General features: G+C 59.9%; 13 protein-coding genes and 2 tRNA genes. 6 read left to right on the top strand and 9 right to left on the bottom strand.

The genetic code is table 11. The features are described 5' to 3' along the window. Positions 1-182 precede the first annotated feature (182 nt). Both RM6536_RS04825 and RM6536_RS04820 read right to left on the bottom strand, forming a co-directional pair. Positions 183-2,567, bottom strand: coding sequence for a hypothetical protein (locus tag RM6536_RS04825; RefSeq protein ID WP_060824272.1), 2,385 nt, complete (start codon positions 2,565-2,567; stop codon positions 183-185). Between the two features lie 19 nt (positions 2,568-2,586). Continuing rightward, a complete protein-coding gene (locus RM6536_RS04820; RefSeq protein WP_231917933.1) occupies positions 2,587-3,093 on the bottom strand; it encodes an ABC transporter substrate-binding protein in 507 nt (168 codons plus the stop codon). 378 nt (positions 3,094-3,471) lie between these two features. Between RM6536_RS04820 and purB the strand changes: the two genes are divergently transcribed. Continuing rightward, on the top strand, positions 3,472-4,905 hold the full coding sequence (purB, locus tag RM6536_RS04815) for an adenylosuccinate lyase (RefSeq protein ID WP_060824270.1): 1,434 nt from the start codon (positions 3,472-3,474) through the stop codon (positions 4,903-4,905). Positions 4,906-5,014: 109 nt separating this feature from the next. On the opposite strand, the gene RM6536_RS04810 is transcribed toward purB, so the two are convergent. Further along, positions 5,015-5,896, bottom strand: a complete 882-nt coding sequence (locus RM6536_RS04810) for a hypothetical protein (RefSeq protein WP_049357355.1) — start codon at positions 5,894-5,896, stop codon at positions 5,015-5,017. Positions 5,897-6,167: 271 nt separating this feature from the next. Here RM6536_RS04810 and RM6536_RS04805 point away from each other — a divergent pair, with 271 nt between their 5' ends. Further along, a complete protein-coding gene (locus RM6536_RS04805) occupies positions 6,168-7,229 on the top strand; it encodes an EamA family transporter (RefSeq protein ID WP_060824269.1) in 1,062 nt (353 codons plus the stop codon). A 187-nt stretch (positions 7,230-7,416) separates the two neighbouring features. Beyond that, positions 7,417-8,391: an EamA family transporter gene (locus RM6536_RS04800; protein WP_060824268.1), complete on the top strand. Its 975-nt coding sequence runs from the start codon at positions 7,417-7,419 to the stop codon at positions 8,389-8,391. Between the two features lie 147 nt (positions 8,392-8,538). Here RM6536_RS04800 and RM6536_RS04795 read toward each other — a convergent pair whose 3' ends face one another. Both RM6536_RS04795 and RM6536_RS04790 read right to left on the bottom strand, forming a co-directional pair. After that, positions 8,539-9,327, bottom strand: a complete 789-nt coding sequence (locus RM6536_RS04795) for a spermidine synthase (protein WP_060824267.1) — start codon at positions 9,325-9,327, stop codon at positions 8,539-8,541. Then, positions 9,327-10,076, bottom strand: a complete 750-nt coding sequence (locus RM6536_RS04790) for a DsbA family protein (RefSeq protein WP_060824266.1) — start codon at positions 10,074-10,076, stop codon at positions 9,327-9,329. Before RM6536_RS04790 ends, RM6536_RS04795 begins: the two co-directional genes overlap by 1 nt. Before the next feature lie 347 nt (positions 10,077-10,423). Here RM6536_RS04790 and RM6536_RS04785 point away from each other — a divergent pair. Both RM6536_RS04785 and RM6536_RS04780 read left to right on the top strand, forming a co-directional pair. Beyond that, positions 10,424-10,498 (top strand) — tRNA-Thr (locus RM6536_RS04785). A gap of 107 nt (positions 10,499-10,605) precedes the next feature. Further along, positions 10,606-10,872: a hypothetical protein gene (locus RM6536_RS04780; protein WP_060824265.1), complete on the top strand. Its 267-nt coding sequence runs from the start codon at positions 10,606-10,608 to the stop codon at positions 10,870-10,872. 126 nt (positions 10,873-10,998) lie between these two features. Here the strand turns inward: RM6536_RS04780 and RM6536_RS04775 are convergent, their stop codons facing one another. From RM6536_RS04775 to RM6536_RS04765, 3 genes are all read right to left on the bottom strand, one after another. Continuing rightward, a complete protein-coding gene (locus tag RM6536_RS04775; RefSeq protein ID WP_060824264.1) occupies positions 10,999-11,874 on the bottom strand; it encodes an HpcH/HpaI aldolase/citrate lyase family protein in 876 nt (291 codons plus the stop codon). Between the two features lie 253 nt (positions 11,875-12,127). Further along, positions 12,128-12,667: a hypothetical protein gene (locus RM6536_RS04770; RefSeq protein WP_060824263.1), complete on the bottom strand. Its 540-nt coding sequence runs from the start codon at positions 12,665-12,667 to the stop codon at positions 12,128-12,130. A gap of 248 nt (positions 12,668-12,915) precedes the next feature. Further along, on the bottom strand, positions 12,916-13,926 hold the full coding sequence (locus tag RM6536_RS04765; RefSeq protein ID WP_060824262.1) for an NAD(P)H-quinone oxidoreductase: 1,011 nt from the start codon (positions 13,924-13,926) through the stop codon (positions 12,916-12,918). Between the two features lie 125 nt (positions 13,927-14,051). Between RM6536_RS04765 and RM6536_RS04760 the strand changes: the two genes are divergently transcribed. Beyond that, positions 14,052-14,139 (top strand) — tRNA-Ser (locus RM6536_RS04760). 102 nt (positions 14,140-14,241) lie between these two features. Here RM6536_RS04760 and RM6536_RS04755 read toward each other — a convergent pair. Then, positions 14,242-14,685, bottom strand: a complete 444-nt coding sequence (locus RM6536_RS04755) for a hypothetical protein (protein ID WP_060824261.1) — start codon at positions 14,683-14,685, stop codon at positions 14,242-14,244. Between the last annotated feature and the right edge of the window lie 221 nt (positions 14,686-14,906).

The following is a 14,906-nucleotide window of genomic DNA, read 5'->3' as shown; positions in this document are numbered from 1 at the left end:
CTCAAAGAAGCGCTGTACGCAAAGGCTACATGTAAAGGCTGTACGCAAAGATGGAGGGGCGCCGCCGGGGTTGTTCCCGGCGCCGCCCCTCCTTTTCTCTTCTCTACTCTACTCGCCCCTCCACCCTCCACCGAGTCTTTGAGATACCGAGTCCTTGAGATTGGTGCTTTTAGACTCGGTGTTTAGACCATCAGGGGTTCCCGCTCCTCGATGGGAGTCAGGTCCTCGGGAGGGCCTGGGGCGCGGAACCCAGGGTCGATGTTCTCAGGCGGAGTTGGTGCGAGGAAGCCGGGGTCAATGCTCTTGGGCGGGAGCATGGGCGCAGGTTTCAGATCCGGCAGAGTCGGGATGAGCGACTCGCTACCGTCGTAGTCTCCACCTTGCCTATCGCCACCGACCACATGCGGCATAGCTGTTAGGTCACCAATCCGGGGTAGTGATTCAACCACGTCTGGGAGGCCCTGAATGAGGCGGGGTGCGAGGTTCCCAAGGGCGGGTTGTGCTTCCGGGCGCACAATGAATCCGGGGTCGATGTCCTCTGCCGGTGTCATGGGCATGCGGCTGACGGGCTGAGTGTCCTGCGGTGCGTTGACGATGAATCCACGGTTGGCAGGTGCCTCGGTATTGGAGCCCAGCAGCTTTGCGGCTGATAGCACGGGCTGCGCAGGTGCAAGGTTTGGTGCGGGCAAGGCTCTTGAATTCGGCATCTGCGGTACAGGGGTTTCGGGCCAGGCAGGCTTCGGGTTCTGAGGCTTTTCCTGCGGAGTCGGCTCAGGGTGAGGGAGGGTCTTTTTGACGCCCTCGATGACGGCGGGGATCTGCTTAGCAGCCGCCTGTACGGTTTCTCCAGCTTCTCGCCGAAGACCCTCGGCCCTCTGCTTGGCAATCTCCATGTCCTGTTGGACATCTGAGACGGTATCTTCGATACCACGCTTTGCTTGCCCCAGGCGCCCGCCTGTCAGCTGATCAATCCCCTCAACTATACCCAAGCCACCAGGGATAGTTCCTGATGCAAGGGCTGCAACAGCGTAGCCCTCGGTACGTTTGATAGTTATACCCACTCGTAGAGCGGGAGGCAGACCGTCCGGCAGGTTTGAGGCGGAGGTAACCTTCTGTTCCCCCAGCACATACTCTTTACCATCCATTGCGGTGCGCATACCGCCAGGCACCTTACTACTATGCCCTTCACGTTGTAGGGATTCGTGGTAATTTACAGCATGATGCTCATGGTTATCAACGGTGATTACCGTATCGCGTTCATCAGGATGCCATCCATCTTCTCGCCATGCAGAATCAGGAACCGGGTCTCCGTCACCCTCCACGTAGTCCACGGCAAAGTCACGTTGTTTGGCTGACATACCCCGTATCGGGGCGGCTTGAGCGTAGACACCCACAATATTGATTTCTTTGGCGACTTCAGCGCTATTCGCCATGTTGTGGGCAATCATGGCTCCCTGGCTGAAGCCCTCCATGTACACACGAGCACCCTTGGGAGCACCGGCATCGCGCAGGGCCTGCAAAATCATCATGTATGCAGAGTTCATCTGGTCTGGACCCGATGCTTCACGGAGAGCCCCCTCGCCATCTATGATGGATCCACCCCAAGATCCAAAGATAGTACCCGGAATGCTCACCACATACAGCGCGTGGGCAGGGTCGCCTTCATGTCCTGCTTCGTACATAACGGTGACGAGCACGGCACTACGTTCAGCGGTCAAAGGGTCCTGTCGGGAACGTTCAAGTTCAAGGTCCTGCGCCTGCGCCGCCGCCAGAAGACGTTCCGAGCTGGCACCTACAGAAAGCTGGCTTTTCTCGCCACGATGCGTAGCAATACCGTATTCCTCCGCAGAGGCTGTACGGACGTTGTAAACCACGTTTCCACCGATAGCTGTCTTGATGAGGTCAGACAGGCCACCACCCAGTGCCTTTCGAACAAGTCCTCGCGGAATGCCAAACATGTCTGCAACGCGGTCAAATGTTCGCTGACTCGCAATTTCGGGATTCCATTTGGCATCCATGTAGGCAGTGAAGCCGAAGAGAATACCCGCCACGAGAGGCGAATACGGCAGCGTCCGAGATGCTGAGAAGTACCCGAGCTCGGGAATGGTGAGCTTCAAGAGGTAGTTAGCTTCGCCGGGTTCTCCGGCGATGAGTCCGCGCAGGTGGTCTCGGGTGCTGCGTCCGTCGGGTAGCTTGCCGTCCTTTGCGATGCCCATGGAGTCGAACCATCCTGCGACGGTGTTTTCGGTCTGCAGGTAGGAGCTGTGGGCGGCGCGGACGGCGGCTGCGGTGGCGCCGAACTTTGCGGCACTCATACCGAGGTCTGCGGCAAGGACGGCGCAAATAGCGGCAGCCTGCTGGGCGCGTCCGTTGATGCCGAGGAAGAGCCGAGTCTCGGTGGCGATGCCGAGAATGGGCATGGTGCGGTCGGCGCAGGTGCGGCTGACGGTGTCGAGGCCGTCGGCGATGGCGGGCATTTCTTCAAGCTCAACGCTGATGGTGCCTGCGGTGGGCCCTGCGGAGTTGCTGAGGTCACCGATGGGCGCAACGGTGGGTCCGGTAATCATGGTGTCTCCTAGGGTGAGGTTAGTGGGTTCGGATGAGCGAGCTCAGCCCGTCGGGCAGGCTCACGTGCATGAGTGAATCCAGCGTTGACTGGGCTTTTTGCACGCCTGAGCGGGCGATGATTTCGCCGGGGTTGAGTTTTTCGAGGGCGTCGGCGGCACCGTCGGCGAGTTTGCCGAGTAGGTTATCTACGGCGGAGGCGGCGGCTTTGATTACCTGTGCTTTGGCGGTGAGGTCGTTGGCGAGTTCTTCACCGGCGGCGGCGATCATGGCGGCGGTGCCTTCGGCTTGTTCGGCTTGGTGGCGGATTTTTTCGCGGTGTTCTTCGAGTTGTCGCCGATAGGCGCGTCCGGCTTCGGATGCCCAGCGGTCGCCGTTGAGTTCGTTGGCGCGTTGGTGTGCGGTGCGGATTTCTTGGGCTTCGGTGCGCATCCTGTGGGCGAGTTCTGCCCCTTTGGCGCGGGCGAGGGTGGCAGCCGCCATGAGCTGTTCGGCGAGGGCGTGGCCGGCGGCGGTGCCGATGCCCATGTGTCCTGCTGCGCGGAGGATATCGGTTGGTTCGATTCTGGGCAGTTGGGGTGCGTGAGGTGGTGCGGTGTCGACGATTGTGTTCACGGGGCGTCCTTTCGGTGGTTGGACTGGTTGTTTGTGCGCCTGTTTCTGTCCTGTGTTTGGGTTTGTTTTAGGCTAAATCTGCCGCGGTGACCGTGCAGGTGGAGTGCGCCAACCTGTGGATAACTCAGGCTTGTTTCGAAAAATTCGCACGTTTTGCGTCCTCAAAACCCAAAAAATGCCCCCTCCGCATCCCCTCGTTTTGTCATATTTCTGTAACTAACCAAGCCGCCCGTCACGTCCATATGCTCTTCCCGCCTCTTTTTTTCAGCGAATTCATGCAAAAATAGAGCTATGTCTCACACCAATAACACCTTCTTGCCTTCTGGCCGTATTGACCTGGGCACCGGCGAACTTGCGCTGGGCCCCCTGGACGGACGCTACGCTTCCGTGACCGCGCCCCTGACCAACTACCTCTCTGAGGCAGCTCTGAACCGCGACCGCATCCATGTTGAGGTTGAGTGGTTCATTTACCTGTGCGAGCACGAGGTGCTGCCGGGTCTGTCCCCGCTGAGCGAGGAGCAGAAGAAGGGCCTGCGCGCCATCGTTACCGATTTCAACGCTGATTCTGTGGCGGAGCTGGCTGAGATTGAGGCTGTCACCGTTCACGACGTGAAGGCGGTCGAGTACTACATTGGTCGCCGCCTGGAGGGCCTGGGCCTGAGTCACCTGGTGCCGCTGGTTCACTTCGGCTGCACTTCTGAAGACATTAACAACCTCTCCTACGCGCTGGGTATCAAGGACGCCGTTGAGAACGTGTGGATTCCCGCCGCGGAGGAGCTGATTGATGTTCTGCTGAAGCTGGCTGAGGACGGCCGCGACGTGCCGATGCTGTGCCGCACTCACGGCCAGCCGGCAACCCCCTCCACCCTGGGCAAGGAGATGGGCGTGCTCGCCTACCGCCTGAAGCGCCAGGTCAAGCACGTGAAGGCTATCGAGTTCCTGGGCAAGATTAACGGTGCGACCGGCACCTACGCTGCTCACTATGCGTCGGTGCCTAGCGCTGATTGGCAGAAGATTTCTCGTGGTTTTGTGGAGCACCTGGGCCTGACCTGGAACCCGCTGACCACTCAGATTGAGTCGCACGACTGGCAGGCTGAGCTGTACTCGGATATCGCTCACTTCAACCGTGTGCTGCACAACCTCTGCACCGATGTGTGGAGCTACATTTCGATTGGTTTCTTCCGTCAGATTCCGGTGGCTGGTGCGACCGGTTCGTCGACTATGCCGCACAAGGTGAACCCGATTCGCTTTGAGAATGCGGAGGCTAACCTGGAGCTGTCCAACGCTCTGCTGGATTCGCTGGGTTCGACTCTGGTGACTTCTCGTTGGCAGCGTGACCTGACTGACTCGTCGGCGCAGCGCAATATTGGTGTGGCGTTTGGTCACTCGGTGCTGGCTATCTCCAATGTAGTGAAGGGTCTTGAGCGTCTGGATATTGCGACCGAGGTTATTTCCGCTGACCTGGATGCGAACTGGGAGGTTCTGGCTGAGGCGATCCAGATGGTGATGCGTGCTGAGGCTATCGCGGGTGTTCCCGGCATGGAGAACCCGTACGAGCGTCTGAAGGAGCTGACTCGCGGTCACCGCGTGGATGCCGCTCGCTTGAAGGAGTTCGTGGCCACTCTGGGCCTCTCCCCCGAGGCTGAGGCGCGTCTGTCGGCTCTGACTCCGCACACCTATAACGGTATTGCGGCTCAGCTGCTGGACCATGCGAAGAACGCTTAGTCCGTAGCAAAGATATAAACAAAAGACCCCGGGTCCCTGCATTCAGGGATTCGGGGTCTTTAGCGTGTTGGGTCTTCGCTATGTTCCGGTTTTATGACCGGCGAGGATTTTAGCGGCCGAGCATGCGGTGGTGACCGGTTTCGGTGTCGTTGCCCTTGTCGCGGGTGAAGACCTTGCCTACAGCCTTACCTGCGTCCTTGACGCCCTTGAGCAGGGAGCCAGCCACGCCGGAGGAGCCGTCCGAACCTTCGCCGCCCTGTACGCGCGGTGCACGCGGGGTAATCATGAGCTCTGCGGGGAAGTAGGCGGGCGCGTCGCCGAAGGCTCGGCGGGTGTTGCGCACGACGTCCTTGCCGAGGGTCAGGTTCGCGCCACCGCCAACGACTGCGCCCACGCCGAAGGGCAGGGCACGGCCGAGCAGTGCACCGGTCTGGCGGGTGAGGAAGCGGCGGATGAACATGTTTCGGATGGTACGTTCGACGCTGAACATCTTGCCGCTGGAGGAGTTGCCGAGCAGCATGCCCCACTTGTTGGAGACACCGCCTGCCTTGCCGGTCTGCAGCAGCACGGTGTTCATGAGCTGGGAGCCTTCTTCGCCGAGCATGATTGCCATGACCATGGAGCGGGCGGTTTCGGGGTCGTGTACGTGCACGCCGTGCAGTTCTGCGACTGCCTGGGCGTAGAGTGCGGTGCGTTCGAGGTAGCCGCCGACTGCGAGCGCGGACAGGCTCATGGCGGTGACGGTGCCGACGCCGGGCACGAATGCGGATGCGCCGGTGACGCCGCCGATGGCGGTGATGTCACGCAGGTAGGTGCGGTCGAGGCGCTTGTGGATTTGTTCGGGGGTTTCGTCGGGGTGTGCTTCACGCAGTTTTTTGACGATGGACAGCGCGAGCGGTCGTTGCATGCGCAGTACGTTGTCGAGGGTGGTGGTCAGTGCGGGACGGGGGTTGCCGTCTTCATCGAATAGAGACTTCTTCGGGTCAAGCATGCTCTCAGTAAATCACGGCTTGGTGAATTTTTCCTGAATATGGGGCCTGTGGTGGGGTTTGGGGGGTGAAATTTCACCGAGGGCGTGGAGGTTTTTGATCGCTTGTTAGGGTGTTTTGGTCTTTATTTGCGCCCAATTTTAAAGCGCGTAAAATTGTCGTAGATTACACACTATTCATTGTTTGCATAGTGCGTGACCTGCTTCACGGAGATTCGGGTTGCGCCTGATGACAGATAGCGGCTAATACCTCTTCTGAATCCTAAGGAATACTATGACTTCTTCCACCCATACGCCCAATGCTGCGCGTTCTCCCCTGGCGACTCAGGGGCTGGGTGTTGCGTACGCGACCGGCGCGATTATTTCGGCGCAGTTCGGTGCGGCTCTTGCCAAGCAGCTCATGGGCGATTTGGGCCCCTGGGGCGTGGTCGCTCTGCGCCTGCTGACATCTTCTATCCTGCTGTGGGTGTTCTTCCGCCCGCAGATTCGTTCGTGGACCCGTCAGCAGTGGATGGCGGTCATTGTCCTCGGTGTCGCCCTGACCGGTGCGAATGCCTTCTTCTATGTGGCTATTGAGCAGGTTCCGCTAGCAATTGCGGTGGCTATTGAGTTTATGGGTCCGCTGGTGCTGGCGACGGTTATGTCGCGCCGTAAGCTGGACCTGGTGTGGATTGCTCTGTCATTTACGGGCATGGCGATTCTGACTGCTGAGTCCCAGGCGAAGCCTGAAGATTTCGCGTTGATGGGTGTGGTTTTCGCAATCCTGACCGCTATTTCTCGTGCCGCCTATATTCTGGCGACTGAGAAGGTTGGCGCTCTGATTCCGGGTATGGGCGGCATGGTCGTGGGTAACGTTGTCTCTACCCTGCTGGTTCTGCCGTTCCCGTTCCTGATAAGCGGCAATAACCTGTTGAAGGTCACCCAGGATGTGCACCTGCTGGCTATTGGCTGCCTGATGGGTCTGCTGGCTTCTGCCCTGCCGGCGCTGGGTGAGGTTTCTTCGCTGCGTCTGCTGCCCGCGCACATTTATAGCGTGGTGCTGTCCCTGGAGCCTGCGATTGCGGCGGCTGTGGGTATTGTGATGCTTGGTGAAGCTACCGGCCTGGTTCGTTGGGTTGCTATTGCTCTGCTGGTGGCGGCGAGTATCGGTATTTCGATTTCTCACGCTCGTGCGCAGAAGAAGGCGCAGGAGGACGGCACGCTGGAGGATGCGGACCATTACCTGCCCGGTGCGGTGGATGCTCACGCGGTTGATATTGCGCAGATGGCGACCAGCTCCATTACGATTCCTTCTGCCGCTCAGATTAAGGCTGACCGTGAGGCGAAGGGCCTCTAAACGACCGAGTTTTAGCCGTGTCAACGGTTTCTAGCACCCCGGGTAACGAGTAGGATAGTATCTCGTGTTGCCCGGGGGTGCTCTCTTTAAATGTGCTATTCAGGTTCTTACCCCCGCCCAAATCGATACGTCATTTGTACACCTTGAGAGAAGCACCGCCTCCTCGTGAGGCGCTGGGAGGAGAACCTTGTCGCATACCGCCCACCAACGCCCGGCGCTGGGCATTATGTTTGTGCTGATGTCCTGCTCCTCATTGCAGTTCGGTGCCGCCTTCGCGGTGACGCTTTTCCCGCTGTTTGGCGCGCTGGCTATTAGTGTCAGCCGCCTGGCGATTGCCTCTGTTGTGGTCGGTAGCGCCGTGTGGTTGGCTGCGCGCTGGCGTACCCGCCGCGGCGGCGAGATGCCGCCGGGTGCGCTGTCCTGGTCGAAGGAGCAGTGGCGTGCCGTCATCATTTTCGGTATGACGTTCGGCCTGATGAACGGCTTCTTCTATTGCGCGATTGACCGCATCCCGATTGGTTTGGCGGTGGCGGTGGAGTTCTTGGGTCCGCTGGCTTTGGCATCTATGCTAACCCGCAGGCTCCGCGACGCGGTGTGGGTGCTCTGCGCCCTGGTGGGCATGCTGGTGCTCGGTTATGAGGCGGCGGTCGGCAAGGATACTGACTACCTGGGCCTGACGTTCGCGCTGATCGCTGGCGTGTTCTGGGCGCTGTATATTCGCTCCAGCGCGAAGGTGGGTGCCATGGTTCCGGGTGCGAGCGGCCTGGCGGTGGCGATGCTTGTTGGTGCTGTATTTATTGCCCCGGTGGCGGCTGTTATTCCGGCGCCTCAGCCGATCTGGAATGCGGCGCAGGATCCGATGCTACTCCTCATGATTTTTGGTACCGCCATGTTCGCCTCGGTGATTCCCTATAGCGCGGAGCTGATGGCTCTGCGTAACCTGCCGGAGCGCGTATTTAGCGTGCTGATGAGCATGGAGCCCGCTATTGCGGCGATTGCCGGTTGGGCGCTGCTGAATCAGGAGACCGGCCCGATTCGTTGGGCGGCGATTTTCCTGCTGATGACCGCGAGCGTGGGTATTACGCTAAGCACCACGAAGGGTGGTTCCACCCAGCAGAAGGATGACGGCGAGGGTCCCGTTCCCATGCCGCTACCTGAGTAGAACCAAAATTCTGAGTAAAAACCAAGATACCGCCGGCGCGCGGCACATATAAAACCCCTATAGAAAACTCATAGAGAAACCTCATATACAAAACCGTTGAGGCGGGTACCAGCTAGGTACCCGCCTCAACGGTTTTGTATGCCGGGTTTAGCTCTCAGCCAGCTCTTCCAGCAGGTCGCGCAGCTCATCGGTGGTAAGCACCTCCGCCGGATGCGGGCCCAGGGCGTACAGCCAGTCCTGGGTATCCTCGTCCAGCTCGCGGGCGGTACCAACCAGCACGAGGTTGCCTTCGTTCTGCCCGCTGAGCATGGAGCTTTCGCACAGGCACCACACGTGGTCAAAGACTTCCAGCATGGCGGTTGCCTGCAGCTGGAAGAAGGGCAGACCCGCGTCGTCACCCACGTTGATGGCAACTATGCCGCGCTCACTCAGGGCGTCCTTGAGTTCGCGGTAGAACTCGCGGTTTGCCAGGTGGGCGGGCGCGTCCATGCCGGTGAAGATGTCGAGGATAATCGCATCGAAGCCGGGCACGCCCAGCAGTTCGGGCAGGTTCGCCAGCTGCTCGCGGGCATCCCCCACCACCAGCTGGCAGTCGGTTCCGACGGGTAGCGGCAGGCGGTCCGTCACGAAGCCCATGAGCTCCGGCTCAATATCCACGGCAACCTGGCGGGAGCCGGGGCGGGTCGCCTGAATATAGCGCACGAGGGTGAGCGCACCGGCGCCCAGGTGTGCGGCGGTGATAGGTTCGCCGGCGGGTGCGAGCGCATCCACCGTGTTCGCAATGCGGCGCAGGTACTCGTAGAACACGTAGTCGGGGTTCTGCACGTCCACGTGGGACTGCTCGGCGCCACCGATTTCGAGGACGTAGCCGTAGTCGCTGAACCCGTCCGGGTGAATTTCCGCGCGCTGACCGCCGGAGAGCTGAATGTGCGCCACTACTTCACGCCAGCTTCACGCTTGAAGGTGCTGACCAGGTCATCCACCGAGGAGGAGGAGTCCAGGCCCTCAACGACCTTGTCGTTCACTGCGAAGGTGGGGGTGCCCTTCACACCGATCTTCACGGCGTGCTCGTAGTCGCGCTGAATGGGCTTGACGGTGTCGGAGGCGAGCAGGACCTTATCGAATTCTTCGACGTTCAGGCCCAGTTCCTTGGCGTAGTCGTTGAAGAGGGTGCGCAGCTTATCGCGTTCCTTGATGCTCTTCCAGTCGTTCTGGGTAGCGAAGAGCTTGTTCGCCATTTCGAGGTGCTTACCCTGCGCCTCGGCGGCCTCCACGGCAAGTGCGGCGGGCACGGCGTTGGCGTGCATGTTCAGCGGCATGTGGCGCACGGTCACGTTCACGATGCCGTCAAGCTTCTTGGCGGCTTCTTCGAACTTAGGTTCTGCCTTAGCGCAGTAGGGGCACTGGTAGTCGGTGTACAGGGTTGCGGTGCCTGCGCCGGGTACTTCGCGGTTGAGGCGGTAGCCGACGTAGCCGTCATCAGCGGTTGCGGATGCAGTAGCCGAAGCCGAGGGGTCAGCAGATGCCGAAGCGCTCGCAGTGGCGCTTGCGGAGGCGCTCGCCGAACCGCTGGAAGATGCCGAAGCGGAGGGCTGGGAGGAGCTGGAACCGCATGCGCTCAGTCCCAGGGCGGCGGCGGGCACTACGCCCAGCAGCAGGGTGCGGCGGTTGAGGGGTGAAGTCATGGGAGTTCCTCTCTCTACGGGTGGCGGGCTGGTCTGTGATTAATCAGTCTGTGATTACTCAATCTGTGGTTGATACATCCGTGGTTGATGTGCACTGTGATGCACTGCGAGGTGCTGTCAGCCGCCGTGGTTACAGGGTTTATTGTATGCCCCTGCCCTGAACATTCCCTATCTTCGGGCGGGTTTGCGGGGTGAATGCAGTGCACGCCATAGGATCCCTGCCGCCTGCTCGCCCCTGCGGTCGCGGTGTTGAAAGTAATTAGCCTCTCCCCCGCCTTTTTGGTACTATTGCGGGGTATGCACTGTTCGCCGGTTGCTTTCGGGCAGTTGGGAACGGCAGCGTATGTGCCTCTATAGCTCAGGGGTAGAGCATTTCCCTCGTAAAGAAAAGGTCGTGGGTTCGAATCCCACTGGGGGCTCCACATCCGCCGTAACGCGTGCCGGTTTCCGGTGTGTTGCGGCGGTTTTTAGCATCTGAGAGATGTCACGTATCTCGCAGGATGTCACCGTCGATTTTTAGGAGATTCTCATGTCTTCTCGTTCTTCACATACTCAGCGCCTGCAGAACCGTTCGCAGGCTGGTCGCCCCTCCGCGGGCTCTGCACGCCCGATGAGCCCGACGATGCGTTTTGCTCTGGTGTACGTGTTGGCGCTGGTGGTTTCCCTGGCGGTGTGGTTCTTCTACCGTTCCGTGTATGAGGATGACACCTCGTTCTTGGTGCCGATTGTGATTTCTTTGGTAACTTCGTACGTGTGCGCTCATGCGTTGACGGGCGGCAAGTCGCCCCGTAACTAGACCGCCGACCGGCAGCCCGCCAGACTGTAGTCTCATGAGGTTTTAGGCAGACAAAAGCCGCGCATCCGGTTCCCCGTTCAGGGTTCGGATGCGCGGCTTTTTACGCGTGTACTTTACGTCAGCACCTTACTTGGAGGCACGCTGGAAGTCGCTGTCGGTCTTGCCCCACAGGCCGTAAACCTTGGCGAGTTCCTTGACCTTCTTGGCACGCAGGTAACGGGGCAGGTAGGAGCCGTCACGGGGACCGTCGAGGGGCACGTCAAGCATCTGGTGTGCTTCTTCGATTTCGATCTCGCTGGGGGAGAATGCCGCGTTGATGGTCTCCGTCTGGCGGATGTCCAGGGTAATCTTACCGGTCATGCCGTGGTCGTTCGCGTAGCCGCATGCCTTGGAGAGGTCAGCACCGTATGCGCCGAGGGTCGGGCCGTCGATGGGGCCGGGCAGACCACCCAGGGTGGAGGCGATGACCAGCTGCGAACGCACGTAGGCGAGCGCCATGGGGGTTGCGGAGGAGCCGGTGTCGCGGCGGTAGTCGCCTGCGCCGAATGCGAGGCGGAAAGTGCCGATTGTGCGGGCAATTTCGACGGAGTGGTGCACACCGAGTGCGGACTCAATCAGCGCGATGATGGGGGTTCCGGGGGGCAGCTCGGCTGCGGTGCGGTCAATGTCGGTGGCGTGCTCTGCGGTGGCGAGCATGACGCCTCGCAGGCCCTTCACGTTCTTGAGGGCCTTGACGTCCTTCCACCAGTGTTCGGTGGTGATGGCGTTGATTCGCACCCATGCGACGACGCCGGAGTTGAGCATACGGACGACCTGTTCGCGGGCGGCGTCCTTCTCTTCGGCGGGGCAGCCGTCTTCGAGGTCGATGATGATGGAGTCAGCCTCGGATTCGAAGGCCTCTTCAAAAACTTCTTCGGAGGAGTTGGCGCGCACGAGGAGCCAAGAGCGTGAGAGGCTGGGGCGCAGCTGACGCGCACGCTCATTGCGGTGGAATTCAAACATGGTGTGTGACTTCTTCCGTGAATTGTATATGCATTGGGTTGTGCCGTAGAGGGGCAGGAAAAAGCCTGCGGTTCTTCCGCGCGTACCATCGCATTGTGTCGTCACCTCCATTGTGACGGAACCGCATAAGAAGTGTCCTACACCCCTTCTTTAAGCGTATCGCCTGTTGAAGTGCACATCAAACTAACTCGCCTGTTGACCGCGATTTAGGCCCCTGTGCTATGCATCAACCAGCGCTATGCCTCCATCAGTACTACGCCTCGACCAGTTGGGTGCGGCCCACGGGGATTCCATCGTCGAAGATCAGCTCGCCGGAGGCTTCCTTCTGGGCGCGCTGAATTAGACGTTCGGCGTCCTCAATGTGCTGGATGACGGTTTCCACGCGGCGGTGCACGCTCACCTGGCGGTCGCATCCGGTGGCGCATTCGCCGAAGCAGCGTGCCATGGCGAGTGCTTCGGCGCAGAGTGCCACGGCGTTACCCGCTTTGGAGAGGGCGCGGTTCAGGTCGGAGTAGGTGCCGAATGGGGAGGCGGGAATATCGCCGTCGCTGGGGGCGAGGCGGTGCGCTTCCATGGCGACGGCGCGCACGCGCGGGATGAGGTCGGCGAGTGCGTTGGCGTCCGGCACGATGAGCTCAATCATGGAGGCGGACGAATCGGTTGCCGCTAGGCGTTCGAGGACCTGGTGGAAGCGGTCAATACCGCGAATGAACCGGTCGTGGGATCGGCGCCAGATGCCTTTGCCGAGTTCGGCGTCGTCGCGGCGTGATTGCAGGTAGCTTTTAAGTCCCATGTGTCCTCCTCTGCGTGGTGTGTGTGCCGTATTGGTTGGTCTGTGGAGGCTGCCGGCGTTGCGCTCTGTGGCGACCCGCAAACCTCCCTATACTTAGGTTACCCTAAATCTCTTTTAGTGACGAGATGTCAGCAGTTAGTTATTCATTTCGACCCAGATTTTCATCACGCCCCTCACGCAACGCTCCCCGCGGCACCCACCTGATGCGACGCCCAGATGATGCGACGCCACGGGGAGCGCAACGATTTCTAGACCATGCGCAGCACAACCTTGCCGCGATGCTGACCCGAGTCGAAGTACTCGTGGGCGGCAGCCGCCTCCTCCATGTCGAAGATACGGTCCAGGCCCACGCCAATCCTGCCGGATTCGATGAGCGGCAGCACATGTTCGCGTACACCGCGCAGAATCTCAGCCTTCTGCCGATCCGAACGGGTGCGTAAGCTCGTGGCGTGCACCGACAGGCGGCGGGTGAGCATGTAGCCCAGGTTCACTTCTGCTTTGGCGCCACCCTGCAGGCCGATAATGCACAGGTGCCCGCCGTCGGCGAGGGTGTGCAGGTTATCGTCCAGGTACTTTCCGCCCACGACGTCAAGGATGTAATCGGCGCCGCGTCCACCGGTTTCAGCCAGCAGAACTTCACGGAACGAATGTTCGGTATAAATAATGGGTTCAGCACCTAGTGAGCGCACATATTCTGCTTTTTCCTCGGTGCTGACGGTTGCAAACACACGGGTACCCGCAGCGAGCGCCAGCTGAATAGCGTGCACACCGATACCGCCGGTACCGCCGTGAATGAGCACCACCGCGGGTTCACCGTCTTCTTTAAGGTTTTCGGCGGGGTTCATGCTCATACCGCAGGTGAGCACCAGGTTCGAGTAGACGGTTGCCGCGACTTCGGGAATGCCGGCGGCTTCAGCGAAGCTCAGCTGTTCGGGTACGGGCAGCACGTGGTCGACGGGGACGGTCACGTAGTCGGCGTAGCCGCCTCCAGCGAGGAGCGCCATGACGGGGGTACCGCGGTTCTCCACGGAGGCGCCCTCACCGACCGCTTCAATAACGCCGGCTACTTCGAGGCCGTAGATGGCGCTTACTCCGGCGGGCGGCGGGTAGAATCCGCGGCGCTGTAGCGCGTCGGCGCGGTTGATTCCGGCGGCGTGAACACGGATGAGAACTTCGTGGGATCGGGGTACGGGGGCGGGGACTTCGCTGATTGTCAGAGCCTCAGGTCCACCGTGACTGTTCTCAATAATTGCTCTCATGAGTCCTCCTCATTGCCGGAAGCACCATCGTTGGTGCGCGATTTACAGAAAGCTTATCGCATGAGATAATCTCGTAGTGCCCTGCGGCACGGTATTGCCATAAAATGCCGGTCTCTGGTGCGTATGGATGGTTGTCCGAGCGGCCGAAGGAGCTGGTCTTGAAAACCAGTAGGCGGTAACCCCGTCTCAAGGGTTCAAATCCCTTACCATCCGCGTTTTGGCTTCTGCTCCTCGTGCGGAGCGCAAAGAGCCCCGTTCCTCGTGTTGAGGAACGGGGCTCTTTGCATATGCCGTTTCGAGTTATCGGGGGCGTCGTCAGTTGATTTGTGACAAGGCGTTCGCAATATACATGAAGAGGGCGGCGATACCGATGAAAAAGCATAGCCCCAGCCCGTTGAGAATACGACCTTCGAGGGCGCGTGTACCATGCCTCTGCGCTACCCGCCCCTGCCAGATGCCCAGGACGTTCAGCACCGGCGCGGCGAGAGCTACCTGCAGACCGCTTACTTCATAATCCTGGACAAGCAACCAGAACCCTAGAAAGAAAGACAGCGGGGCGAGGAAGCCTAAAAGCAGGGAGAAGTTCGCTGCCCTTTTACCGTCTTGTGCCCCTTGCACCTCGGGAGGTAGCTCGCTCGCAGGTTGCTGCCATTCGTCCGTGTCGTCAGCCTCGGACGGCAGGCTGTCATTTTCCTGGTAGAGCTTGGCGTACTCGGGATTGTAATCAAAAGCTTCATTATTTTGGGGTAGCTGCGACATCGTATCCACAACCTTTCACATTCCACACGAGGGGGTGTTAACTTCACCCTAGACCTTCCCCCACACGGGAACAAGCATGTCAGGACCAATCCGCAAAACATACGGCGTATACACAGCAAAGGCCCCGCTCCTCGCAATGAGGAACGGAGCTTTCTTACACTCACCAGGACAAATTATGACCGGCATGCCTAACAAAACGAGAGCATCTTCATGCCCACCAC

The sequence above is a fragment of the Rothia mucilaginosa genome (assembly GCF_001548235.1).
Classification (GTDB): Bacteria; Actinomycetota; Actinomycetes; order Actinomycetales; family Micrococcaceae; genus Rothia; species Rothia mucilaginosa_B.
The sequence above is the reverse complement of the archived record's forward strand: the minus strand, read 5'-3'. Positions and strand labels throughout refer to the sequence as shown.

What these genes read in the sequence shown, in the direction of transcription:
- RM6536_RS04825 (WP_060824272.1), bottom strand. Translation starts at nt 2,567, where the DNA reads ATGATTACCGGACCCACCGTTGCGCCCATCGGTGACCTCAGCAACTCC.
- RM6536_RS04820 (WP_231917933.1), bottom strand. Translation starts at nt 3,093, where the DNA reads ATGGGCATCGGCACCGCCGCCGGCCACGCCCTCGCCGAACAGCTCATG.
- purB (WP_060824270.1), top strand. Translation starts at nt 3,472, where the DNA reads ATGTCTCACACCAATAACACCTTCTTGCCTTCTGGCCGTATTGACCTG.
- RM6536_RS04810 (WP_049357355.1), bottom strand. Translation starts at nt 5,896, where the DNA reads ATGCTTGACCCGAAGAAGTCTCTATTCGATGAAGACGGCAACCCCCGT.
- RM6536_RS04805 (WP_060824269.1), top strand. Translation starts at nt 6,168, where the DNA reads ATGACTTCTTCCACCCATACGCCCAATGCTGCGCGTTCTCCCCTGGCG.
- RM6536_RS04790 (WP_060824266.1), bottom strand. Translation starts at nt 10,076, where the DNA reads ATGACTTCACCCCTCAACCGCCGCACCCTGCTGCTGGGCGTAGTGCCC.
- RM6536_RS04780 (WP_060824265.1), top strand. Translation starts at nt 10,606, where the DNA reads ATGTCTTCTCGTTCTTCACATACTCAGCGCCTGCAGAACCGTTCGCAG.
- RM6536_RS04775 (WP_060824264.1), bottom strand. Translation starts at nt 11,874, where the DNA reads ATGTTTGAATTCCACCGCAATGAGCGTGCGCGTCAGCTGCGCCCCAGC.
- RM6536_RS04770 (WP_060824263.1), bottom strand. Translation starts at nt 12,667, where the DNA reads ATGGGACTTAAAAGCTACCTGCAATCACGCCGCGACGACGCCGAACTC.
- RM6536_RS04765 (WP_060824262.1), bottom strand. Translation starts at nt 13,926, where the DNA reads ATGAGAGCAATTATTGAGAACAGTCACGGTGGACCTGAGGCTCTGACA.
- RM6536_RS04755 (WP_060824261.1), bottom strand. Translation starts at nt 14,685, where the DNA reads ATGTCGCAGCTACCCCAAAATAATGAAGCTTTTGATTACAATCCCGAG.